Below are 23526 nucleotides of genomic sequence, written 5' to 3'. Positions count from 1 at the left end.
AAATGATTGTATGGGTAATGATGGACTGGCACAGCTAGCCCATCATTACCCATACAACTAACCAATCTTACAGCCATATACTCCTATTTGTGGATGCAAAGCTTGACCCACGAATAGCATCTTCTGTAGAGTTATCTCTAAAGAGAAAAATCTAGCATTAACGGCTATACACATATTTGCTTTTCAAGAGCCTTTAAAGGATGTATTTGCATGTCTGCGATGGATCGAGAATCGACGGATCTAAAACCTATTTATGGTCCGGGCCCTTATGGGGGAACCAGTGTGTTTACTGGTGATCAGCAAGCCTTTTATAATGCCCACAATGCCGGGGGTGGCGCGCCTACTCCTATAGCGCCTACTCCAGAGTATGGGCAGACGGGACCGCTCGGGTCGCCCAACACGACCAGGGCATTACTGATGCCCAATCCTACCACGCCGCTTCCGTATCATGCCCAAAACAAGGCCCAAACCGGGATGCTGGGCAAGAGCAAGACGACAGCTCTACGCGAGCCCCTGCTTATCAAGGGCGAAGGGAAACGCGAAACAAGTATTCGCCCCCCACAAGGGAGGCGTGTAGTTATCCAGATCTCGGTCGCGGTCCTGATGCTCTTTATTATGGTTGGAAGCCTGCTCGCGGTAAATACACTGGGAGGTCCCGCCAGCGGTAGTGTCGCCACGAATCCCGCCAACCTGGGTCTCAACAATTCCAATAATCTCTCTGATTCGCAAGATCCCAATCAGAGTTCGATTCTCTCGCAGGCAGCGACGGCAACAGCAGTCTCGATTTACGGTAATAATGATGTTAGCTATTCGGATAACGGTTCGGCTGGCGCGGTGGCTGGTGGTTCCTCTAATCATGGAGCTTATGGGCAATGTACCTACTGGGCTGCAATGCGTTTTCATGCTGTGACTGGCGTCTGGGTGCCCTGGTATGGCAATGCCTGGGAATGGGCCTCTGGAGCGCTTCAGTATGGCTGGCATGTCTCGTCTAAGCCAAGCGTGGGCGCGATCATCGTTCTCCAGCCGGGAGTGCAGGGAGCTGGCGGTGTTGGACACGTGGCGTATGTCGAGAGCATCAATGCCGACGGCTCTGTTTATACCAGCAACTACAACTGGTATAACAATGGCGGTGGCTTCGCCACGCTCTCCTACTGGACCTTCTATCCCGGCTCAGGCGTCTCCTTCATCACCCTTCCATAAGGGTTTGAAATATCCTCCATGCATAAAGGGGCGAGGGGCGGCAATGCCACCCCTCGCCCCTTTATGCATGGAGGATATTTTATTTGCTTGCTACCAGGGCGAACATGTGGCGGATGTCATCGTATGCGCAGTCGGCGACCGGGATAAAGCGCTCTATGCGACCGGCTTGCAGGTGTTGGGCCGCCTCGGGGTCCAGGTGCATTGAGAGCAATGCCGCGCGTATCTCTTGCCTGAGTTGTGGCTTCAGGCGGGTTGAGATAATTAGTGGCGGTACGCCCGAGGGGCCGAACGCGTCGATGATGCGGAACTGCGCCACATACTCTGGCCGTTGCAGGCGCAGAACGTCGAGCACATGCGAATCGATGGCCGTAATGTCGGCGCGTCCATCGTGTACCGCCTGGAGCGATTGCAGGTGTGAGCCAGTCGCGAGGGCGCTGCGAAAGAAACTGGGGTCCAGTCCGCGCTGGTAGAGGTTATAGCGCACCAGGTTATAGCCCGAGTGGGATGAAAACTCGTTATAGGCCCAGTTCGACCCATAGAGATCGGTGAACGTGGTGTAGGGACTCTCCTGGCGAACCACGATATCGGAGAAATAAATGGCCCTACCCTGGTAACGCTCGCCGTGGAGCGTGGGCGCGGCCAGTAACTCGACCTCCGAGGACGGCTCGTCCCTAAGACGTACATAGAGGAGACCACAGAGGAAGGCGATATCGTGCTTGCCTGCTATCAGCTCTTCCAGGGTCTCGCCGGTACGTAGAGTGGCGACCTTGCCCAGGCGCTCGCCGAGGTAGCGCGTAATATAGGCGTAGGTCTCATAGAGCAGCGGCGAAAGATAGGTGGCGACGCGTAGCTCCTGATGGTCAGTCATATCCCTCACTGCTCCTTCCCGCTCAGTGTAGCCAGTTCCACCACCGATTTTTGTATGCCTTTGAAGAGATAATAGCGGCTGGCGTGTAGTTGTAAGGCATCTTGTGAAGCAGGCGTAAGCATGCCTTGATGCAGGCGAATCCAGTCATAGTAAGCGGGTGCCAGCTCATATGCCGCATAGGTATGCCCGGCCATTCCCTTAAGGTGTGTACCCAGGCCCGAACCTTGAAAGAGCACCAGGTTATACCAGAGACGAGGACGTAGCGCGAACGAGGAGTAGCTCACCAGGCTCGGTACATTAGCCACGTTTACCAGTAGCTCCTGATCTATGCGGCTGATCTCGTCAACCAGGCAGGGCGGAAGTTGTGAACGCCGCTGGCTCACAAAGCCAACGAAGGAGAGCTGAGGGGCGCTTTTCAAGACATCTGGTCGATAGATGGCGATCCGATGCGCACGGTTATTTGGCTCTACAAGTGTGTGCAGCCAGGGTTGTCTCTCACCTTCCTCGGGTATGGGTTGCTCTAGCAGGCAGCGCAAACGCGTGTGCATAAAGTTGAGGACGAAGAGGTCGGTCCGGTCTTTCTTAATAATGTTTTCTGATCTGGTGGAGAATGCTGGCTGTGCATAGTTGAGGGTAGTGCTCATTGCTTTACCTCCTCTTAAAAAAAGGCATATGCCTCTAGCCATCATGCCATCAGCATGATAGTACAAATGTACGTCAGGTATTTTCTCGTTTACGCGTTTCTTTCAGGCAAGACCAAAGGGAATATTAGCGAGGGCAACAACAGAGACGGCGCATAGAAGAACAGCAGAAGAGTGGTAGAGGGGTTGAGGAACGCGGGCTAGTAATTGCGTTTTGTCTTATCCACATACAAAATTCCATCCTCGCAAAGAATAAATAGGGCAGCACTCTCAGATAAAGTGAAGCTATTCGTATTGTAAAAGGCTGGCCTTCCTTTTGTCAAGATAATATTGAGTTAATTTATCAACATAGTCATAAATAGGTGTAGCTTAGCTTGATTGATGGCGAGATAATAATGTAGAAGGATACTTTTACTAAATTGAGTGCCTAGAGAGAGGCTATAGCAGGCTAGTAAACCTATAAAGAGCATGTCATGGAGGAAACAACCTTTTTAGAAATTAATAAATCCCTTCTGGAGTTTGTCACCAGGCTTCCTGGTCTGCCTGTGTGCCAAATTTCGGCCTTCCCACAGGAAGCGTGGAGCTCGCTCACGCAAATGACAGATATTGGCCAACACCTGGTAGAACTTGTCAAGCAACAGATGAGATGTGACCAGGTGTTGTTGTATACCCATACTTTTCCCGAAGGCTATACCTTTTTACTTAGTGGGTGTGGTCTCTCAGAGGAACAACTTCACAAGCGCTGCGCAGCCTCTGGTACATACAGGCTGAGTGATTATTTTGACCAGGACGTTATTAAGCGCCTCCAGAACCAGGAAGTTATCATCCTACTGCGCTCCCAGGTTCACCTACCTCCCGCGTACGCTGACGACTTTGGCGAGCAAGTCATACTTATCGCTCCTCTTTGTACCAGGCAGCACCTGATTGGTCGCCTGGTCGTTGGCCGGGCAGATAAAGAAAGGTCTTTTTCTGAGCGAGATATTGAACTGGTGAAGGCTATCACGACCCTAATTGTGCTGATTCTCGAACGCCTGTTGGCGATGCGAAAATGGATGGAGGCCAGTGCTAGCGAAAAGGCGCTGGCAGAAACCAATCAGCGTATGAATGACTTCATCAATCTGACAAGCCATGAACTTAATACGCCGCTTACCGCCGAGATTGGAAGCATTCAACTGGCGCAGCATCGCTTGCAGCGCTTACGGAAAAGTCAGCAGAATCAGCCCGGAGTCCAGAGGCAGTTAGAACGCGTTGAAAGTGCTCTCCATAGTGCCTTGGAGAGTGCGCATCAACAGAAGCACATAATCAATTATATAATTGATGACTCGCTGTTACAGAGCAATAGCCTTACTCTTAATAAACATCTCTATAACCTGGCTGATATTGTGCATGATGTGGTAGAAACGATGCAATCCGCCTATCCTCAGCGTCTTATTCGCGTCTTTTTTGCTAATCCGGAGGCCGACTACCCGGTCTGCGTGGATAGGGACCGCATCAAAGAGGTGCTGCATTGTTTTCTTGAGAATGCCCTGGCCTATTCCTCGCGAGAGAGCGCGGTTGATGTATGTGTGAGCAAGAGGGGGAGTGAGGTGCGGGTACAGATCCAGGATCGAGGCTCTGGCTTATCGCTTGAGGACCAGAAGCATATATGGGAGCGCTTCTACCGCTCCCAGGGCCTCAGTGTGCAGCATCGGCTCGATCTGAGCATGGGCCTGGCCCTCTACCTTTGCAAACGCCTGATCAAGCTTCATGGAGGCGAGGTTGGCCTGGAGAGTACCCCTGGCATCGGCTCCATCTTCTGGTTTTCTCTCCTCCTCTCCAAATAGGCGTCCCCATGCCGAAGGCTGTCTTCAAGGAAACGTCCGAGCGGGCGTTTGATCTGGTATACTAAGAAGGCCAAAAGGTCCCTCTTTTCTCCCAAGCCTAGCATAACTTCGTGTTGAAAGAGGTATCATTGTTGGTGTGATGGTGGTATGTGCCTGGTCGTGGTATTCACCACGACCAGGCACATACCACCATCACAACGAGCAATTGCGGATAATGAGAAGCTCTGTCACTGATTATAATTATTGATATATTAGCGGGAAGATATTTTATGCAAAATTTTACTGATTTCGCGCATCTCCATGTCCATACCGAGTACTCCCTGCTCGATGGTTTTAGCCGTATCAAGACGCTGGTGAAACAGGCCAAAGAGTTGGGTATGAAGCACCTGGCGATCACCGATCATGGTGCGATGTATGGCGCGCTGGAGTTCTACAAGGCGTGCAAGGCCAACGATATCCGTCCTGTGCTGGGTGTCGAGGCGTATCTGACCGAGGATATGAACGTCAAGGCCAAGAAGCGTGGTCAGCGTGACTATACTCACCTGCTCCTGCTGGCGAAGAATAACACTGGCTACCGCAATCTGATGAAGATGATGACCATCGCCAATACCGAGGGCATGTACGCCAACCACGCCAGGATCGATAAGAACATCTTCTCTCAATATGCCGAGGGCATCATTGCTACCTCCTCGTGCCTGGGCGGCGAGGTTCCCCAACTGTTGCTGGAGGGGAAGGAAGACGAGGCCAAGAACATTATTCGCTGGTACCAGGATGTGCTGGGGCGAGGGAACTACTATCTAGAGATTCAGGAACACCATGGCCACGAGAAGGACGGCACGCCCTCTCCCCAGGACAAGCTGAATAAGATGCTCTATGGCTTGCACAACGAGCTGGACGTGCCTATGATCGTCACCAATGACCTGCACTATGTCCAGGATACGGACGCGCACGCGCACGAGGTCCTGCTCTGTGTGCAGACGGGTAGCACCCTCAGCGACCCCAACCGCTTCGCCTTCGATAGCGATGAATACTTCCTGCGTAGCCCGCAGCAGATGCTCGCTCTCTTCCCAGAGCTACATGATGGTCTGCTCAACACGGTGCGCCTGGCGGAGCAGTGCGAGGTCGATCCCCTGGCCTACAAGGCGCAATTGCCCAAAGTCGATATTCCACCCCAGTACAGCACGCCCGACGAGTTCCTCTATGCTCAGTGCCTTGAAGGCATTCGCTATCGCTTTGGCGATCTGACCGAGCCGTTGAAGCGCCAGCTTGACTATGAGTTGAGCATCATCGTGCAAAAAGGCTTTGTGCCCTACTTCCTGGTCGTGGCGGACTATGTGCGCTGGGCGCGTGAGCAGGGTATTCGCTGCCTGGCTAGAGGTTCGGCGGCTGGTAGCCTGGTCGCCTTTACACTGGGTATCACCAACGTTGATCCTCTGCGTTACCAGTTGCTCTTCGAGCGCTTCCTCAATCCTGAGCGCGACGACATGCCTGATATCGATATGGACTTCCCCGATGACCGGCGTGAAGAGGTCATCCGCTACCTGGGCGAGAAGTATGGGCACGAGTGCGTGGCGCAGATGGTGACCTTCAACAGTATGGCCGCCAAGCAGTCGGTGAAGGACGTGGCGCGCTCGATGGGACGCCAGGACCTCGGCGATAAGATTTCGCGCCTGATTCCTACAGGCCCCAAGATTACATTGCAAGGTTCCCTCAACGATGTGCGCGACCTGAACGACCTCTACCAGCGTGATGGCGAGGCCAAGGATCTGCTGGATATGGCGCTCAAGCTGGAGGGCTCGGTGCGCTCGACGGGCGTGCATGCCGCGGGCGTGCTGGTCGCCAATGAGCCACTGGTCAATTTTGTGCCGCTCCAGAAACGTGAGGGTCGTATCTCGACCCAGTACGAGCACGCCCACCTGGAAGAGATTGGTCTGATCAAATATGATATCCTGGGCCTCTCCAACCTGACCATCCTCGATAATGCCGTGAAGTTTATTAAAGAGTCACGGGGCGAGGACATCAATCTGGAGAAGTTGCCGCTGGACCCCACCGGCGATCCCGAGCTTGATCGCAAGCGCCAGAAGGCTTATGAACTCCTGGCGGCAGGCGAGACCACCGGCGTCTTCCAGTTGGAAAGCGCGAAGATGCGCGAGTATATCAAGATGCTCAAACCAACCTGCATCGAGGATATCACCGCCATGGTCGCGCTCTATCGTCCGGGTCCGATGGATAGTATTCCCGAGTTCGTTGATGCCAAACATGGACGCAAGAAGGTAACCTATCTCGATCCGCGCCTCTCCCAGTGGCTGGAGGAGTCGTACGGTGTCATCGTATACCAGGACCAGGTGCTTCTCATTGCTGTCAATCTGGCGGGCTTTTCCTGGGGCAAGGTCAACAAGTTCCGTAAGGCGCTCAGTAAGAAGATCATGCACGAGGTCGAGGGCTACAAGGGCGACTTCTTGAAGGGCTGCGTCAAAAATGGCGTGAAACAAGAGGTCGCGGAGACGCTCTTTGAGCAGATCCTCCCCTTCGGTGGTTACGGCTTTAACAAGGCCCACGCCGCGAGCTACGCCGTCGTGGCCTTCTACACCGCCTACCTCAAGGCCAACTATACCGCCGAGTTCATGGCCGCGACCATGACCGCTGAGGCCGCGGACGCCAAGAAGATCGCCAACGCCATCGCCGAGTGTAAGCGTATGGGTGTCGAGGTGCTTGGCCCCGACGTGAATAAGAGCCAGAAGGGTTTCGCCATTGAGAACGGCGGCATTCGCTTTGGCCTGCTCGCCATCAAGGGCATCGGCGATGGCCCAATCGACGGTATCATCCAGGCCCGTGCCGAGGGCGGCCCCTTCAAATCCCTGGGTGACTTCTGTACCCGCGTCGATGCTCACGCAGTTGGTAAAGGCGCCATCGAGACGCTGATCAAGGTGGGCGCGATGGACTCGCTCATGTCCGGTGAGAACCAGCGCCATATCCTGTTGGCCTCGGTTGAGCGCGCGGTCCAGTATGGCAAGAGCGAGCGTTCAGCCAAGGAGCGTGGCCTGGTAAGCCTCTTTGGCGATCTGGAGGAGGTCGGCGGCTCGCTGGAGTTTAGTCTCTCGACCAATGCCCAGGAGATTCCGCGCAAGCAACTGCTGGAGTGGGAGCGCGAGCTGATCGGCGTCTATATTGCCAAGCATCCCCTGGCCTACCTGAGCGATATCTTTGTGGAGCGTGGAGCGACGCACACCATCGACCAGGTGACTGAGGAACTGGACACCAAGAAGGTCACTGTGGGTGGCATGATAAAGGAGGCGCGGCGCATCACGACCAAGAAGGGCGATGATATGTGTGTCGTGCAGCTTGAGGACATGTATGGCACCCTGGGCATCACCATCTTTCCCCGCACCTATGAGCAGACCAAAGAGCTGTGGCAGGAGGGAAGCATCGTGCTCGTCAAGGGAACCGTCCAGGTGCGCCGCGACGAGCCCGGCATCCTCTGTGACAGCGTGGAGCCGCTCAAGAAGGCCGAGGAGGAGATGAACCGCAAGCGCTACCAGGTCTGGTTCACTGTCAATATCAGCGGTGATGACGACATCTCCGTCTCCAACGACATCATGAAGGTGCAGGACCTCCATCGCTGCCTGAGCGAGAAGCCAGGTCGCGACTACTACGAGATCTGCGTCTGTAATGGCGAATGGATGGTGCGCCTGACGCCGCACAACAACACCATGAACTACAACGACGTCCTGCACAGCCAGGTCGCCCGTATGCTCGGCAGCGACTCCATCCAGGTCACTGTCATGGATTAAATATAAGAGAAAACAACAGTGCACCAGGTCGCGGAACGTGACCTGGTGCACTGTTGTTTTCTCTTATGCCTATCTACAAGCACTTGCTGAGGGTTGCCACGAGGACGGCCTTGGTGGTGTGCAGGCGGTTCTCGGCCTGGTCGAAGACAATGGATGCTTTGGACTCGAAGACCTCATCGACGACCTCGGCCCCATCCAGCCCATATTCTTTGTAGAGCTTCTGACCCAGCACTGTTTCCTTGTTGGCGATGGCGGGGAGGCAGTGCATAAATTTGGCGTCGGGATTGCCGGTCAGGGCCATGGCGCGGCTATTGACCTGGTAGGGGAGGAGTTGCTGGATGCGCTCGCCCCACTGGCTGGTGTCCTCGCCCATGGAGAGCCAGACATCAGTGTGGATAAAGTCGCAGCCCTTGACCGCGCTCTCCAGGTCTTCGGTTACCGTGATGCGCGCACCTGTCTCCAGGGCCAGAGTCCGCACATAATCCAGGCTCCTCTCATCCGGCCAATAGGCCTTGGGGCCGCCCAGGCGGATATCCATGCCCAGTTTGGCTGCGCCCAGCAGGAGCGAGCGTCCCATGTTGAAACCAACGTGTCCCAGGAAGGCAAAGGCGACCTCGCTGAGCGGCTTTAATGTATGCTCGCGCATCGTAAGCAGGTCGGCCAGGACCTGGAGGGGATGCTCCTCATCGGTCATACCATTCCAGACCGGGACGCCAGCGTAGCGGGCCAGGGCCTCAATATTCTGCTGGCTGGCGCCACGATACTCGATGCCGCTATACATGCGTCCAAGCACGCGCGCGGTATCCTGGATTGTCTCTTTATAGCCAATGTGTGAGCCGCTGGGACCGATATAGGTGACCTGAGCGCCCTGCTCAAAGGCCGCGACCTCGAATGAGGTGCGTGTACGTGTGGAATCTCTCTCGAATATCAGTACGATATTCTTGCCGCGCAAACGTTGGGTCTCGCGTCCCTCCGCCCTGGCGGCCTTCAGCTCGGCTGACAGGTCGAGCAAATAATGAATTTCTTCTGCCGAGAAATCCTTCAGCGTGAGTAGGCTCTTGTTAAACAAGTTAAAAGGCATACGGTCTCTTCCTCCTGCTGTGATGTGTCCAGTGGATATCAGGCCAGTGTTACCGGATCGATCCAATGGTCGCCAGTGCTTGTGTCTACGCCATTGTAAGAGGTACAGGTGATATGGAACGTTCGCACAGTCGGGAGAGAAAAGATAAAGGCTCTCATTTCCTGCTTAGTTCTTATGCGGAAACCAACGTCACTCACGTGACTAGTGCTTCGTCCCCATTTTGGGACGAAGCACTCAGGTTTCCGAAAGGCAGTCGCCTTTTTGCCTGATGCACCACATGGCCGCCCTGCGCGTAGAGGACGGCTCTTAACTAGAGCACTGGATTAAACACAATTATATCTCATGATTTTCTCAAGATGCCAGGGGAATTTATGTTCTAGTCCCATAAGCACCCTTTGCTCTTTTGACAAGCATATTTACATATTGATATGTTATACTTACAAGTAATTGAGCAGTTTATAAAGATTCTTCGGGGGAACAGTATCTTATAAATGCTCATGCACCCTCAGGCCGATAGAGAGATAGATCGGCTTCTTTCTTTCCTTCCTTCTAATGTTCTACTGAAAACATGATTGGGGGTATGTTGTACTATGCGACGCCAAAAATCTCTCGCGTCCTTCGCCCTCCCTATGCTTATGGCACTTTTGAGTGCCCTGATCCTGACTGGTTTTAGTGGGGGAGCAGCCAGAGCCAATATCTCTACTACCACTAGTCTGAACACGGCTTTTACGCAAGCTTCTCAGGAGAGTGGAGTTCCCGTCTCGATTCTTAAGGCGCTCTGTTATATGGAGGGGCGTCTAAGTAATCATGGAGGCCATCCTAGCCTTGATGGAGGCTATGGATGTATGCACTTGATTCAAAACGAGCGCGGTGATACGCTTACCCAGGCAGCTAAAGCGCTACATGTAGATCCACAGCAGTTGAAAAGCGATATCGCGACCAATATTCGTGGTGGCGCAGCTGTGCTGCATGATGAGGCAATTCAGCTCTCGCCCAGCCACACGCTACCAGGGAACCTAGGTGACTGGTATGGCACGCTTGTGGCATACAGCCATGCCACAACTCACTCCACTGCATTGATGTATGCAGATGCGCTATTTAAAATTGTGCAGAACGGCTTTAGTGCTCCTAATGAAACTGGAGAGGTCGTCACACTTGCTCCTGAGAGTGTGAAGGTCAACAAGGCAACCGCGATGAATGTCAAGGCTGCGACTACGATACCTTCGGGTTGCCAGGTCGATGCCAATGTTGACTATCCAGGCGCTGTCGATTGTATTTTGGACCCTAACGCCTATGATTGTACTCCCCCACCGGCGGTTTATCCCTATTGTACATATGAGAGCGCGAATCGTCCTACCGATCTAAGCGTGAACTACGTGGTTATTCACGATACCGAAACAAGTCTGCAGGGGGCACTCAACGTCTTCCAATCTCATACGTCGGGCGTCAGTATCCACTATATTGTAGATACTGATGGAACGGTATATGAACTTTTGCATGACAAGGATTTCGCGTATCATGTAGGCAACTACTGGTATAACCAGCATTCCGTTGGTATCGAGCATATTGGTTATGATTCGACAGGTTTCCTCTGGTATAACGCCGCGCAGTATCTCGCTTCGGCGAAGCTGACTGCCTACCTGGTTAATAAGTACAATATTCCTTTGGACCATGATCACATCGTTTCGCATGGAACGGTCCCATCTCCAGGCCTCTCCACCAACCATGTCGATCCGGGTCCCTACTGGCTCTGGACCTACTACCTCAACCTGGTACAACAGCAATCGGGTGCTCCGTTTACGGCCAAGAGTAAGGATACACATATCATTACGCTCAAGCCTTCAACGGATAAGAAGCCGCTTGGTAAGAATGGGACAGAGACGCCCGCCAACTTTAACTTTTTCTATCTCTACACCGGGCCGAGTACTCAATCGGCGCGCATCCCCCAACTGGGCGACCCAACTGATGTAACGGACGAGACCAACAACGTCGAGACGAACATCAGTTACTACTACCTGGCGAAAGTTAAAGACCCGGCGGGAACAGGGGATACACTCTATGAGATCTGGTATGGTGAATCCGACCAGGCGCATAGCACGCCCTCCAGCCTCGTGCAGTCGGCGCACCTGGCCTGGCTCGCCGTACCTCCTGGTGCCGCGGTAGAGGGACAGGGGACGGCGGTGACGCTGAACGATCCTAGTGGCACAGTTTCCATCTATGGCAAGCCCCAGACGGGGGCCACGGTCATTGCGACGGCTCCTAGCAACGCTGTCTTTGTCTCAGGCTATACCTATGTTGAAGATGGCACCACCAACCTCTGGTACGAGATTAACTATAATCATCGCCAGGCCTGGGTGCCAGCCAGCGCTATTACCCCAGTCCAATCAATCAAGACTGGGGAATAGAGCCCAATACTAGCTACTATAAAGTGCGACCAGACCGACGCTACTAAAGTACGCGTCTACATATCCAGGTACGGGACATCTCGTCCTTGATATGTAGACGCGTACTTTAGTAGCGTCGTGCCCCCTCAATGCATCTGCACACTAGCTTTTTAAGTTACGCAGGCGCAAAATAGAGCAATATAGAAAAAGCGTATTCAGTCACGTTATTTATAAAGAGACGCGATGCACACTAATTGTTTAATCGATCAGTTTGTGTTACACAAATTTCTATGATATATTCAACATGAAAGTAACTGTGCCTTTTTTACGCGGAGACAGGAGTTAGTAGGGATGCTTACTCATCGTCTACTATGGAGGAGTACATATATATGTTCCCGCGCCCAAAGCTGCAAAAACAAGTTGTGATAACGCAAACGCAAGAAGATTATCTGCATACTATTTTGCGCCATGTACGAGGTTATCTTGTTGTTCTAGATGTTGAAGGTGTGATTATAGATGTAATCGAGACCTGGTTGCCTATTACAGCTATCCCCAAAGAGAAGCAGATCGGAGTACCCTTATGGCAGGTGGGCTGGTGGGATGGACTTCCCCGTGAACAGGAGCAAATAAAAGGCGAAATTGCCAGGGCCGCGAAAGGGCATTCCATACGCGGGAGCACGCGCTACCACACAGTGGAAGGCGAGGAGCGTTGTAATAGCTACATCTTTAATCCTATTATCGATGAACAGGGAATGGTGACACAGATTGTTCACCAGGCCTTTGATATTACAGAGCATAAGCGTAAAGAAGAAGAGCTACGCCACATCTTTGAGATGTCGCTGGATATCATCAGTGTGATTGATATGGAGGGGCGCTATATCCAGGTCAACCCTGCCTTTGAGAAACTGCTTGGCTATAAACCAGAGGACGTTATTGGGCGCGATTCGCTAGATTATGTGCATCCTGATGATATAAAGATCAAACGTACTGAGATAAAACGCTTGCGGTGTGGAGAAGCCATACATGCAGCAGAAAATCGTTACCGCACGAAAGACGGAACCTATCGCTGGATCGCCTGGTCGGCACGCCCCAATCTGGATGAAGGTGTGATTTATATCGTGGCGCGCAATATTGATGAGCAGAAGGCCCAGGAGCAGCTTCGCGATACCTTTCTGAGCATGGCCAGTCATGAACTGCGCACCCCGCTGACTGGTATCAGCACAAGCTTGCAGATGATGCGTAAGCGCTTAAAATTACTAACCCCCGAAGAACCAGAGAAGCTTATTGAGACCACAGACCGCTTGCAAAAAAATCTGGAGCGCGCCGAACAGCAGGTGACCGCTGAATGTCGTATTATCAACGATATCGTAGATGCCAACCGTATCGCCAGGGGGCAACTGGCCATTAATCCCTTGCCTCTCGATCTCATCTGTATTGTGCGCCAGGTCATAGGGGATGCACAGATCACCAATCCTGAACGCTGTTTCGAGCTGACGTTTCCCGCAGAGCCATATATCCCGGTTATTGTGGATGCCATGCGTATCAGCCAGGTTCTCGATAACATCCTGGCAAACGCCATCAAATATTCGCCCGATGATCAACCTGTCAAAATCAATGTCGAAGTGAATGCCAAACACGTCAAGGTTGCCGTACATGACGAAGGCCCCGGCCTTACTCCGGAGGAGCAGAAACGCATCTGGGAGCGCTTCTACCAGGTGCCTGGCAGGCGTATCCAGGGTGGCCCAGGCGGCTCTATGGGCCTGGGCCTGGGGCTCTATATCTGCCAGACAATCATCTCACTTCACAGTGGCGAGATCGGCGTTAAAAGCGAACCTGGCCAGGGTTCCACCTTCTACTTCATTCTCCCCCTAAATCAAATGTGATTTTCAGAGCTTCTCAAAAAGAGCATTTGAGAAGCCCTGAAGTGTTTTTATCTTCTCCTTGTATAAAGAGAGAAAACTACGTATAATTAATTTGAATATCAAAACGTTTGATCCTCAAATGCGGAAGGATACAGTACATACGTATATGGAGACAGAGCACCTCGCGGAAGAGCTGTTGACCCTGACACGTATAATCAGACCACTGCGTACCGCCGAAATGACGCCGCAGCAGTACTGGTTGATGCGCTACCTGGACAAGCACGGACCCGCAAGTCTGGGCGAACTGGCACATGGACTGGGTATCAGTCCAGGTTCTGCGACTACAGCGTGTAAGCGCCTGGAGAAGGCTGAGCTTATCACGCGCCAGCGCCGCACAGACGATGAGCGGGTAGTGCATATCGCGCTTACGGAGCAGGGGGAGGCCCTTATTGAAGCGGGGCGCAAACGTAGGCGTACGGTGCTAATGAGCCTGCTAGGCGAGCTTAGCGCTGAAGAACAGGAGCAGCTCCAGCACCTGATAGGTCGGTTGCTGGAGGTCGCGGAAGCCCAGGGATTTGGAGAATAGGATACGCATGACAGCAATCATTCAGGTCCGACAACTGGTGAAGCGCTTTGGCGATCACGAGGCGGTCAAGGGCATTAGCTTTGAGGTTGAACAAGGCGAGGTCTTTGGTCTGCTTGGACCCAACGGCGCGGGTAAGAGCACGACCATTAAGATGCTGACCACCTTGCTCTCGCCCACAGCGGGAGGCGCGACAGTCAACGGCTTCGATATTATCCACCAGACTAACGCGGTACGCAGTAGTATCGGCTATGTTCCCCAGGCCCTCTCAGCCGATGGTAACCTGACAGGTTTTGAGAATCTGCTCATCTTCGCGAAGTTATATAGCCTTCCTCGCGCTCGGCGCAAGGAGCGTATTGAAGAGGTGCTCTCCTTCGTGGGCCTTACTGACGCCAGTGGCCAACTGGTGCGCAACTACTCTGGTGGTATGATTCGCCGGTTGGAGGTGGCACAATCTCTGTTGCACCAGCCACGCGTGCTCTTCCTGGATGAGCCGACAGTGGGCCTCGATCCCGTGGCGCGCCAGGCCATCTGGGACCACCTGATGCAACTTCGGCAGGAAAATGATATGACCATCTTTCTGACCACGCATTCGATGGAAGAGGCCGATAGCCTCTGCTCGCGCATCGGCATCATGCACCGGGGCGAGATCACCGCTATCGGTACGCCGGACGAGCTCAAGGCGACGGTGGATGGCGAGGACCCTGACCTTAACGATGTGTTTGTCTACTACGCGGGCGATGCCCTGGAATCAGGAGGGAGTTACCGTGAGACTTCACGAGCAAGACGCACGGCCCGAAGGCTTGGCTAGCGAACAGCTATCGTTGGCGCAACAACCCGCGACCACCATCGCGCTTCAACATTCACCTGTAGCGGTCACGTCCAACTTCTTCCGCAAGACCTTTACCATCGCCGAGTGGGAGGTGCGCAAGATCCGCCACGATTTCACTGACCTGATAATGCGCGCGGTCCAGCCAGCTCTCTGGCTGCTCGTCTTTGGTGAAGTCTTTACTCGCATTCGCGCTATCCCAACGGGCAAGATTAGTTACCTGGAGTTTATGTCTCCCGGTATTCTCTCACAGAGCGTGCTCTTCATCTCGATCTTTGCTGGCATCGCCATCATCTGGGAGCGCGACCTGGGGGTGATCCATAAGTTTCTCGCTAGCCCGACGCCACGTGGCGCGCTTGTACTGGGCAAAGCCCTCTCTACTGGCATTCGCTCGCTTCCCCAGGCCGTTGTCATCTACCTGCTGGCGCTGTTGCTAGGCGTGCATATGTATGCCAATCCGCTGGCGATCCTGGGCGTCCTGGTCCTGGTCATGATGGGCGCTGCCTGCTTCTCAACTCTCTCGCTGATCATCGCCTGTCTGCTGAAGACGCGTGATCGTGTCATGGGCATTGGCCAGGTAATTACCATGCCCATGTTCTTCGCCAGTAATGCCATTTATCCTATCGCTATTATGCCCTCGTGGCTTCAGGTTATCGCGCACATCAATCCGCTGACCTATCTCGTCGATGGTGTCCGCATGCTCATGATTGGTGACGGCATTAGTGCTCCTGCCCTGCTAGCCGATTTCGGCATCCTCTTTGTGGTCACAACCATCCTGATCATTATCGGCGCGCAGCTCTATCCACGCATCGTTCAGTAGCACGCTTGCGGCACTCAAGAAGTATACGTATGGGCGGGTGGCGCGGGCATTCTGTCCGCGCCACCCGCCCATACACTTACAATACTGCTTGCTTCCATGCTTTGTCTTTGCTATACTCAGCTTGTGTTGGGGGAGTTGGGGATGAAATACACTTTGTGAAAGGAATTCATGCCAAAATCACCCACTCATGCCCTTACCTGGTCCTCCGAGAACAACACCTATATCCTTCATACGCCTGATAATCCACCACAGCTATTAGGGCCAGGCGAGGAAAAGCGCTGGCTTGACTGGCTTTCAACGCACACTTCTTTCACCTTTCAAGGTCAGTATGGCCACCTGAGCATGCTGAAAGAGGGCCGGTCACGAGGGTCAGGGTACTGGTATGCCTATCACACTGTTGCTAATCATACACGTAAGCGCTATATCGGACGAGAAGCCAACCTGACGTTCGCGCGCCTGGAAGAGGTAGCCAGAGCTCTCAATAGCGAGCAGGTGCCCGCCACCCCTACGCCAATCCCGCCACCGCCTGAGACGGGACAAATGCTGCAACTGGTAGAGACCAGGCTCTCTCATCCCCGCTTGCCAGCTCTACTGGTAACACGCGAACGCCTGCTGGACCAACTTGATACTGCTCTCTCCTATCCTCTGACGCTGATCTCCGCCTCGGCTGGCTGGGGCAAGACGACACTCCTCTCCGCGTGGGCGGCACGCTCTACCTGCTCTATTGCCTGGTTGTCGCTGGATGAACTGGACAATGATCCAGCGCGCTTCTGGATCTCCATACTCGCGGCGTTGCGTACCAGTTTGCCCAGGTTGGGCAAGACGGTCCTGGCGATGCTGCGTGCAGCGCAACCTCCTCCACTTACCACCATTCTGATGACACTGCTCAATGAGTTGAGCGCCCTGGCCGAACCAATCGTGCTTGTGCTGGATGACTATCATGTGATCGGTGAGCAATCCGTGCAAGATACGTTCCTCTACCTGCTTGAGCACCTGCCAGCAGATGTGCATCTTGTGATTGCCAGCCGAGTCGACCCACCGTTCCCGCTCGCGCGCCTGCGTGTTCGCAATCAGCTCTTAGAATTGAGGGACGTGGATCTGCGCTTTCAGACCGAAGAGGCTGCGCACTTCTTGACGCACACAATGGCGCTCTCGCTGGAGGAGGCAGCGATAGCGACGCTGGCGAGTCGCACTGAGGGCTGGGTCGCGGGCTTACAGTTGGCGGCGCTTTCTATGCGTCACCATGTGGACCCTTCTACCTTTGTGCGGACCTTTTCCGGCGGCCATCGCCACCTGTTGCATTATATACAGGAGGAAATCCTGGTTGGCCAGCCACAGGCTTTGCAGGAGTTTTTGCTCCACACCTCCATCCTCAATCAGATGACGGCCTCTCTCTGCCAGGCTGTTACCGCTCAGGCCAATAGCTGGGAGCTTCTAGAGGCAGGGGTGCGCGCTAACCTCTTCCTGGTGCCTCTAGATGAGGAGCTGCGCTGGTATCGTGTGCATGCTCTCTTTCGTGAGGCGTTGCTCGTCCGTTTACGGACCACACAACCAGAGATGATACCGCTGCTCCAGCAACGCGCGGCTCGCTGGCATGAGCAGCATGGGGATGTGCGAGAGGCCATTGCCTATGCCTTGCAGGCAGAAGACTACAGCTATGCCGCGTCTCTCATGGAGCGCGTCGCTGACCAGATGTGGCTGCGAGGAGAAGCACAAACCTTACATACCTGGATCATGGGCCTACCCGAGGCGGTGCTACAGGTGCATGCCGCGCTCGCGCTCTCCTCCGCTCTGCATCTTTTGCATAATACGCTCTATATGGCAGATAACCACCGCGCGAAAATGCGCCTCCAGGTAGAGCAGACAATTTCCGCTGTAGAGCAGATGCTCCAGCGCAGCCAGCAAGACCTGCTCACAGAGAGAGAACGAATTCGGCTCTCCAATCGCATTCGTCTGTTGCGCGGGTGGCAAGCCATGAGAGATGTGTATCAAGAAGGCGATGGCGAGCGATTGCACGCGCTCAGCCAGGAGATGCAAGAACTGGTGAAAGATGACGAAGTGGCCTGGAAACTACCACCAACGGTCAGCATGGTCCTGAGTCACCATTTGCTTGGCGACTTCGCGCCGCTTGTGCCCTCTCTGCGCAAAACGAAGGCATTGGCGCAGCAGGCTCAGGATAGCTATATGCTTATTAAGATGATGCAGTGGCTGGCGAATGCCTACATGGTGACAGGTTATATGCATCTGTCTCACCAGGAGTGTTTGAACGCCCTTGAGTTGCTGGATCAGATGGAGGGGCAGATGACGACACGCGGCTACCTGCACCTCACTCTGATTGAATTGCACCTGGTGTGGAATAACCTGGCGGAGGCACAAGCACATCTACACCACCTGTTGCAGAACGCCCGCTCCTGGCAGAATCTAGACCTCTTCATGTTGGGATATTACTCTCAGGTTATGGTTTCTATCGCGATGGGAGACCTGGCGGAGGCGGAACAGGCGCTTCAGGAGTCCGAGGCATTGCTTGGACGCAATAAACTTGAAATTCATCGCGTCAAAGTAACGGCTGCACGCGTGGATCTCTGGTTAGCGCAGGGGAATCTTACGGCAACCAGGGCCTGGACATCCGCGTATGTCTTTGAACCAGGAGCGCTAGAAAACAACGATGAATGGGAGCACATGGCGCTGGTTCGAGCCTATATTGCCCAGAAGCAATACGCAGAGGCACAACACGTCCTGGCGCACCTCCTGGCAAACGCGGAACAGGGCCAGCGAGCATGGGATATTATACCCCTGCTGGCACTCCAGGTCGCGGCGCTCCATGGCTCTGGCGACCTCTCTCAGGCCAGGCAGATCGCGGCCCACTTGCTAATGCTAACAGAGACAGAGGGGCATATTCGCCCATATCTCGATGCCGGAGAAGCGATGGAGCAGGTGCTTCAGAGCTTCCTCGACGACACGCCTGGTATGGAAGATACAGCCAACGCATTTCCCACTCTCTCGATCTCACATATCTCGCTATTGCTCCAGTCCTTCAAAGAAGAGAAGGCCCGGAGAGCGCGCAAGAAGATGGAGCAAGCGTCTCAGGTAGAGCCAACACATATGCTCACACCGGGTGACAAGCCGCTCTCCCAGGTCCTTCTTGAACCGCTCACAACCCAGGAGCAACGAGTGTTACGTCTGCTGATGGGTGGACAGACCTATGCGGAAATGGCAGAGACGCTGATCGTCTCGCGCAACACAATTAAAACACACGTTACGAGTATCTATCGCAAGCTGGGTGTCAATCGACGCCTGGATGCCATCGCCCTGGTCCAGCGCCTTCCTTTACGCTAGGGTGGGACGACGCTGGGGACCCCCATTCGGGGGCAAGCGCACGCGTTTACATATGATGGGTACGGTTGGGTTCCGCGTTCTGCTGAAATTTTCGCAATTGTGAAATGAATCACCAACAAGGGTGATGTTTTCTGTTATATTCTCAACTATACTACTTTTCGTCTATGTACTCTTATCTGCTTAGTAGCGAATTTACCAAGTTTGTAGGATCCATGCTTGCATGGACTCTCCCGGGTGAGCAGAGGCCATGCAACAAGCATGGACCCTACACCCACTTTCTTTGTGAACAAACCAATAGACACTTAAGGGCTACATATGACTGCGGGTAGAGAATGTAATGGTGTGTAAAGTGTGGACGTCCCCCCATACTTTGCACTCCAGTGCACTCTTATCCTCGGGTCCAGGGGACTTCTGTCCTCTTGCCGCGGATTCATAAGCATCTGTGACACTTTATATATACTATGAAATTAAGGAGCAAATGAACCTATGCAAGGATGTTATAGTGGCGCGAGGAAACGTTTCTCTACCACGATTTCGGTCTTGAGTCTGCTGGCCGTCTTGCTCATGGCATGTAGTTCCGGCGACAAGACGACAGCGAACCCTACCCCTACCCCAACCAATGTGCAATATGTAGACTATGATTTGCATATTCCGCCCGACGGGCTTAACTCTCCAACCATTGGCCCGTTGCCACCCGATACAAAGCTGCACGTTATAATCACTTTCAAGGCCAATCAAGATGAATTGAAGAAGTTGAAAGCACTCAAGGACAAGGCTGACTCGGGTGTTGATCTTAAGCAGGAAGCGAATAAAATTGGTATTACTGATGAGCAGTATGCAAAGATTAAGCAGTATCTTGGCGTCGATGGCGTGAGCCTGAGCCTGGATACACTGCATACTAACCTCACCGTCGATGCCAAGGCCAGCCTCCTCGAGCGTCTCTTGCAGACCCGCTTTGTGCAGCATAAGCTCAAAAATGGCCGCGTCTTCTACGCGCCGGAGACGGCCCCCAAGATTCCTGACTTTATGAAGGATCGCATCGTTGGAATCAATGGCCTGGATAACTACAGCCAGGCGCCAACCGGGCACGCGGGCCTCCAGAAGGCCAGCCCCTTAACTAGCGCTAGCAAGCAGACGGCACATGCCGACAATTGTTTCCTTGATAACCAGACCCTGGATAACCAGCAGGTCGCGCACGCCTATGGCTATGATAGCTTCTGGAAAGAGGGCTTCTCGGGCAAAGGCATGACTGTCAACCTGGTGGAACTAGAGAGCTTTGACCAGAGTGACGCGCAGGGCTATTTCGATTGCGTCGGCTATAAAGGCAACTTTAATGTTGTCAATGTCGGTCAGGAGCCACCAGCCGGTAAGGGCATAGGCGAGTCGACCCTCGATATCGACATGGTGGCGGGTCTGGCCCCCTACGCAAACATCAATGTTTACCAGGGCGTTGACGAGCAGGGAGTTGGCTCCTGGAACGTCTTCAATGACATCCTGGCCAAAATCGCGAACGACAATGCAAATTCAAAGAAGTCGAGCGTGGTGAGCATCAGTTGGGGTGGGGCGGAGGCAGACATGACTCCAGAAGTCTATAACGCCATGAGCACCAACCTGCAACTGTTGACCGATGCCGAGCATATGACTGTCTTTATCGCTAGCATGGACTGTGGCGCCTTCTCTAATCGTGAGTGGAATCAGCTAGGTGTGAGTTATCCCGCCTCCGATCCCTATGCGACAGCGGTAGGTGGAACACAATTAAGCGTGGATGGGCAGGGCAATCGCAGCAGCGAGGTCGTCTGGCAGGATGGCTCAGATAAAAGCAAGTGTGAAAACCAGTGGGGCAGTGGTGGCGGCCTGAGCAGTGCATTCGATCAGCCGCAGTATGCCGATGCCACAGGTCTGAAGAACAGCTACTCCAATGGTCATCGCCAGGTGCCTGATATTGCTGCCGCCGCCAAGAACCTGGCCGTATTCTACAAGGGCGAGTGGTACAATTTCGCGGGAACCAGCGCGGCCACGCCGATCTGGGCCGCGGGCATGGCACTGCTGAACCAGAAGCTGATCGTCAAACACAAGATGTATGTCTTTAGTACCGATCTCTTCTATGAAGTAGCGCACGCGAATCAGAGCAAGGGGCATCCCTTCTACGACATCACAAAGGGGGATAACCTGTATTATCCCGCGACCAAAGGCTGGGACTATGCCACCGGCCTGGGCGCACCCAACCTGACAGATTTCTACGCAACCGTAGAGGGCCTGTTGTAACCCGCTACTGGCGTACGCGGCTACTGAGGCTGTAATACCTTTCTCCGGCAAGGCAGGAGAGCCAACCCTTCTGCCCAAATGACTTGTAGGGTCCATGCTGGCATGGACTCCGAGGCTCGCAGGCCGACACCCCGACGTCGGGATGGTCGCTGCGCTCGGAGTCCATGCTAGCTTGGACCCTACAATATTACATCGTGAACGAACCGCTCACCTATCTCTCAATAGCTTACATGGGGTATGATGTATGTGGCGGGCAGGCGCAGCCTGCCCGCCACATACATCATACCCCATGTAGAGCCACATAGTGGCGAGAAGTCAACGACAAGAAAGACAGAAAAGATGGAGAAATTCACGCTGTCACCGGAGACCCATACCGGCCTGGTGACCATCGCGGTCTCGTCACTAGACCGCTCCCTGGAGTACTACCAGCAGAGCCTGGGCTTCCAGGTTCTTGAACAGAGCGCGCAGTCGGCGCTATTGGGCGCGGGCGATACTGCTCTGCTGGCACTTGTAGAGCAAGAGCAGGCTCAGCCACAACCACCCCATACCACCGGCCTCTATCACTTCGCGATCCTGGTGCCCTCACGCGAAGACCTGGCCTATGTCGTGCTGCACCTGGCCCAGTCTCGTACCCCCGTTGACGGCATGGCCGATCACCTTGTCAGCGAGGCCTTCTATCTTTCTGATCCCGATGGCAACGGCATTGAGATCTACCGTGACCGCCCACGCTCAGAATGGCCGATGAAGGAGAACGAGGTCCAGATGGCCAACGCTCCTATCGATGTCGATGCGCTCCTGGCCGAGGCTCAGAGTCAGAACCGCCCCTGGAATGGCCTGCCCGCTGGCACGCGCCTGGGCCATATGCACCTGCGTATCGCAGATATCCAGAAGGCCGAGGAGTTTTATCACGACCTGCTAGGCTTTGATATCATGCAGAGCTGGCGTGGAGCGCTCTTCGTCTCCGCTGGCGGCTATCACCACCATATCGGCCTCAACACCTGGGAGAGCCAGGGCGCGCCACCCCCTCCCTCCAACGCTGTCGGCCTGCGCTTCTACACGCTGCAACTTCCCAATGACACAGAGCTTGAGCGTATCTACGAGCGCCTCCAGACCACCAGCTACCTCGTAGAGCGCAGCGACGCCCACACGCTCGCCCTGCGTGACCCCTTCGGCAATGGTCTGCTCGTCACCAGCGTGCCCATCACCACCCTGGCAGCTGTGCAGACTGGTCTACAATAATAAGGTAGAGGGTATGGTGATGAACTAGCACAGCCAGTTCATCACCATACCCTCTATATGCGAGCCACGCAGTGGCGAGAAGTCGCTTCCTTAGCAGGACTGGGGTTTTCTCGCCAGGGCTAAGGAGCCTGTTGGCTGGCAATCGGGCTGGTGATGGAAACGCGCGAACAATTTTCCAAACACCTGGCGCCATTCTAGCTTTGGTGCTGTATGCCCCGCGTCAGGGCGATGGCGCTCCAGAGCTTCTTGAATCCGCTGATCATGAACGATTTTGAGGCTGCTATAAGGCTGAAACTGCATGTGTAAAACTCTTTTCTGTTTTGCTGAATGATATGAACTGGCTTATCAGATGTCCGTTTTATTTGTGAGCACTACTTTGTTGATTGGTGATGTTTGAAGTATAGGCGATAAGTGGTGGTAGTGAGATCTACCAAAAGTGGTAATTGACCGTGTCGGCGGTGGTATTTCTAGCGGAAGTTCTGGGGATGGGGCTGTGGGGACTACGCTGCTAATATTCTCTTAAAAACATAATCTTGGAATACCAGGCGAACTATTTTCACGTATCATAGGCACCCGATTTATGATTCCGCCGGCAAATTTTGTCAAGTTGTCCGAACAGGCTTGTGCGAAACGCCCGAATTATTGGTAGGGACCCGATTTATCGCGTCCAAACGCCATTTATGGCCTGTGGGCGCAGCCGTGTTTTTGCGCTGTGGCAAGCGCATGGTGATGTGAAAGGTCTTTTTCAGCATCTTTCGGGCTGCGCCCACAGGCGATGAATCGCTTTCGGACGCGGTAAACCGG

Annotated in this window: 15 protein-coding genes; 11 read left to right on the top strand and 4 right to left on the bottom strand. The window is 53.9% G+C overall.

Features of this window, described 5'->3' with window-relative positions; all coding sequences use genetic code 11:
• The first annotated feature begins 210 nt into the window (after positions 1 to 210).
• Positions 211 to 1200, top strand: coding sequence for a CHAP domain-containing protein (locus KTE_RS31660; RefSeq protein ID WP_201388623.1), 990 nt, complete (start codon positions 211 to 213; stop codon positions 1198 to 1200).
• A 79-nt stretch (positions 1201 to 1279) separates the two neighbouring features.
• Here the strand turns inward: KTE_RS31660 and KTE_RS31655 are convergent, their stop codons facing one another.
• Positions 1280 to 2068 carry a PhnD/SsuA/transferrin family substrate-binding protein gene (locus tag KTE_RS31655; protein ID WP_201388621.1) on the bottom strand — a complete coding sequence of 263 codons (789 nt, stop codon included), beginning with the start codon at positions 2066 to 2068 and terminating at the stop codon, positions 1280 to 1282.
• A gap of 5 nt (positions 2069 to 2073) precedes the next feature.
• Positions 2074 to 2712 carry a hypothetical protein gene (locus KTE_RS31650; RefSeq protein ID WP_201388619.1) on the bottom strand — a complete coding sequence of 213 codons (639 nt, stop codon included), beginning with the start codon at positions 2710 to 2712 and terminating at the stop codon, positions 2074 to 2076.
• Between the two features lie 470 nt (positions 2713 to 3182).
• Between KTE_RS31650 and KTE_RS31645 the strand changes: the two genes are divergently transcribed.
• Both KTE_RS31645 and dnaE read left to right on the top strand, forming a co-directional pair.
• Positions 3183 to 4532 carry a HAMP domain-containing sensor histidine kinase gene (locus tag KTE_RS31645; RefSeq protein WP_201388617.1) on the top strand — a complete coding sequence of 450 codons (1350 nt, stop codon included), beginning with the start codon at positions 3183 to 3185 and terminating at the stop codon, positions 4530 to 4532.
• Positions 4533 to 4801: 269 nt separating this feature from the next.
• Entirely contained in the window at positions 4802 to 8323 is a 3522-nt protein-coding gene (gene dnaE, locus KTE_RS31640) for a DNA polymerase III subunit alpha (RefSeq protein WP_201388615.1), read from the top strand.
• Positions 8324 to 8396: 73 nt separating this feature from the next.
• Here dnaE and argF read toward each other — a convergent pair whose 3' ends face one another.
• The gene (gene argF / locus KTE_RS31635) at positions 8397 to 9404 is read right to left on the bottom strand and encodes an ornithine carbamoyltransferase (RefSeq protein ID WP_201388613.1); all 1008 of its coding nucleotides are present in this window, start codon (positions 9402 to 9404) and stop codon (positions 8397 to 8399) included.
• A 590-nt stretch (positions 9405 to 9994) separates the two neighbouring features.
• Between argF and KTE_RS31630 the strand changes: the two genes are divergently transcribed.
• The 8 genes from KTE_RS31630 (at position 9995) to KTE_RS31595 (ending at position 22722) form a co-directional block, all read left to right on the top strand.
• On the top strand, positions 9995 to 11809 hold the full coding sequence (locus tag KTE_RS31630) for a peptidoglycan recognition family protein (RefSeq protein ID WP_201388611.1): 1815 nt from the start codon (positions 9995 to 9997) through the stop codon (positions 11807 to 11809).
• Between the two features lie 368 nt (positions 11810 to 12177).
• Positions 12178 to 13671 (top strand): PAS domain S-box protein, encoded by a 1494-nt coding sequence (locus tag KTE_RS31625; protein ID WP_201388609.1) that lies wholly within the window; start codon positions 12178 to 12180, stop codon positions 13669 to 13671.
• A gap of 145 nt (positions 13672 to 13816) precedes the next feature.
• Positions 13817 to 14236 (top strand): MarR family winged helix-turn-helix transcriptional regulator, encoded by a 420-nt coding sequence (locus tag KTE_RS31620; protein WP_201373593.1) that lies wholly within the window; start codon positions 13817 to 13819, stop codon positions 14234 to 14236.
• 7 nt (positions 14237 to 14243) lie between these two features.
• Positions 14244 to 15044, top strand: coding sequence for an ATP-binding cassette domain-containing protein (locus tag KTE_RS31615; RefSeq protein WP_201373594.1), 801 nt, complete (start codon positions 14244 to 14246; stop codon positions 15042 to 15044).
• Between the two features lie 37 nt (positions 15045 to 15081).
• On the top strand, positions 15082 to 15882 hold the full coding sequence (locus KTE_RS31610; protein ID WP_374226850.1) for an ABC transporter permease: 801 nt from the start codon (positions 15082 to 15084) through the stop codon (positions 15880 to 15882).
• A 168-nt stretch (positions 15883 to 16050) separates the two neighbouring features.
• Positions 16051 to 19218 (top strand): LuxR C-terminal-related transcriptional regulator, encoded by a 3168-nt coding sequence (locus KTE_RS31605; protein ID WP_201388607.1) that lies wholly within the window; start codon positions 16051 to 16053, stop codon positions 19216 to 19218.
• Positions 19219 to 19704: 486 nt separating this feature from the next.
• The gene (locus KTE_RS31600) at positions 19705 to 21483 is read left to right on the top strand and encodes a protease pro-enzyme activation domain-containing protein (RefSeq protein ID WP_201388605.1); all 1779 of its coding nucleotides are present in this window, start codon (positions 19705 to 19707) and stop codon (positions 21481 to 21483) included.
• Positions 21484 to 21822: 339 nt separating this feature from the next.
• Positions 21823 to 22722 (top strand): VOC family protein, encoded by a 900-nt coding sequence (locus KTE_RS31595; protein WP_201388603.1) that lies wholly within the window; start codon positions 21823 to 21825, stop codon positions 22720 to 22722.
• A 90-nt stretch (positions 22723 to 22812) separates the two neighbouring features.
• Here the strand turns inward: KTE_RS31595 and KTE_RS31590 are convergent, their stop codons facing one another.
• Positions 22813 to 23022, bottom strand: a complete 210-nt coding sequence (locus KTE_RS31590) for a hypothetical protein (protein WP_201388601.1) — start codon at positions 23020 to 23022, stop codon at positions 22813 to 22815.
• Positions 23023 to 23526 lie beyond the last annotated feature (504 nt).

Source organism: Ktedonobacter sp. SOSP1-85 (genome assembly GCF_016587415.1).
Taxonomy (GTDB): Bacteria; Chloroflexota; Ktedonobacteria; order Ktedonobacterales; family Ktedonobacteraceae; genus Ktedonobacter.
The sequence above is the reverse complement of the archived record's forward strand: the minus strand, read 5'-3'. Positions and strand labels throughout refer to the sequence as shown.

What these genes read in the sequence shown, in the direction of transcription:
- KTE_RS31660 (WP_201388623.1), top strand. Translation starts at nt 211, where the DNA reads ATGTCTGCGATGGATCGAGAATCGACGGATCTAAAACCTATTTATGGT.
- KTE_RS31655 (WP_201388621.1), bottom strand. Translation starts at nt 2,068, where the DNA reads ATGACTGACCATCAGGAGCTACGCGTCGCCACCTATCTTTCGCCGCTG.
- KTE_RS31650 (WP_201388619.1), bottom strand. Translation starts at nt 2,712, where the DNA reads ATGAGCACTACCCTCAACTATGCACAGCCAGCATTCTCCACCAGATCA.
- KTE_RS31645 (WP_201388617.1), top strand. Translation starts at nt 3,183, where the DNA reads ATGGAGGAAACAACCTTTTTAGAAATTAATAAATCCCTTCTGGAGTTT.
- dnaE (WP_201388615.1), top strand. Translation starts at nt 4,802, where the DNA reads ATGCAAAATTTTACTGATTTCGCGCATCTCCATGTCCATACCGAGTAC.
- argF (WP_201388613.1), bottom strand. Translation starts at nt 9,404, where the DNA reads ATGCCTTTTAACTTGTTTAACAAGAGCCTACTCACGCTGAAGGATTTC.
- KTE_RS31630 (WP_201388611.1), top strand. Translation starts at nt 9,995, where the DNA reads ATGCGACGCCAAAAATCTCTCGCGTCCTTCGCCCTCCCTATGCTTATG.
- KTE_RS31625 (WP_201388609.1), top strand. Translation starts at nt 12,178, where the DNA reads ATGTTCCCGCGCCCAAAGCTGCAAAAACAAGTTGTGATAACGCAAACG.
- KTE_RS31620 (WP_201373593.1), top strand. Translation starts at nt 13,817, where the DNA reads ATGGAGACAGAGCACCTCGCGGAAGAGCTGTTGACCCTGACACGTATA.
- KTE_RS31615 (WP_201373594.1), top strand. Translation starts at nt 14,244, where the DNA reads ATGACAGCAATCATTCAGGTCCGACAACTGGTGAAGCGCTTTGGCGAT.
- KTE_RS31605 (WP_201388607.1), top strand. Translation starts at nt 16,051, where the DNA reads ATGCCAAAATCACCCACTCATGCCCTTACCTGGTCCTCCGAGAACAAC.
- KTE_RS31600 (WP_201388605.1), top strand. Translation starts at nt 19,705, where the DNA reads ATGCAAGGATGTTATAGTGGCGCGAGGAAACGTTTCTCTACCACGATT.
- KTE_RS31595 (WP_201388603.1), top strand. Translation starts at nt 21,823, where the DNA reads ATGGAGAAATTCACGCTGTCACCGGAGACCCATACCGGCCTGGTGACC.
- KTE_RS31590 (WP_201388601.1), bottom strand. Translation starts at nt 23,022, where the DNA reads ATGCAGTTTCAGCCTTATAGCAGCCTCAAAATCGTTCATGATCAGCGG.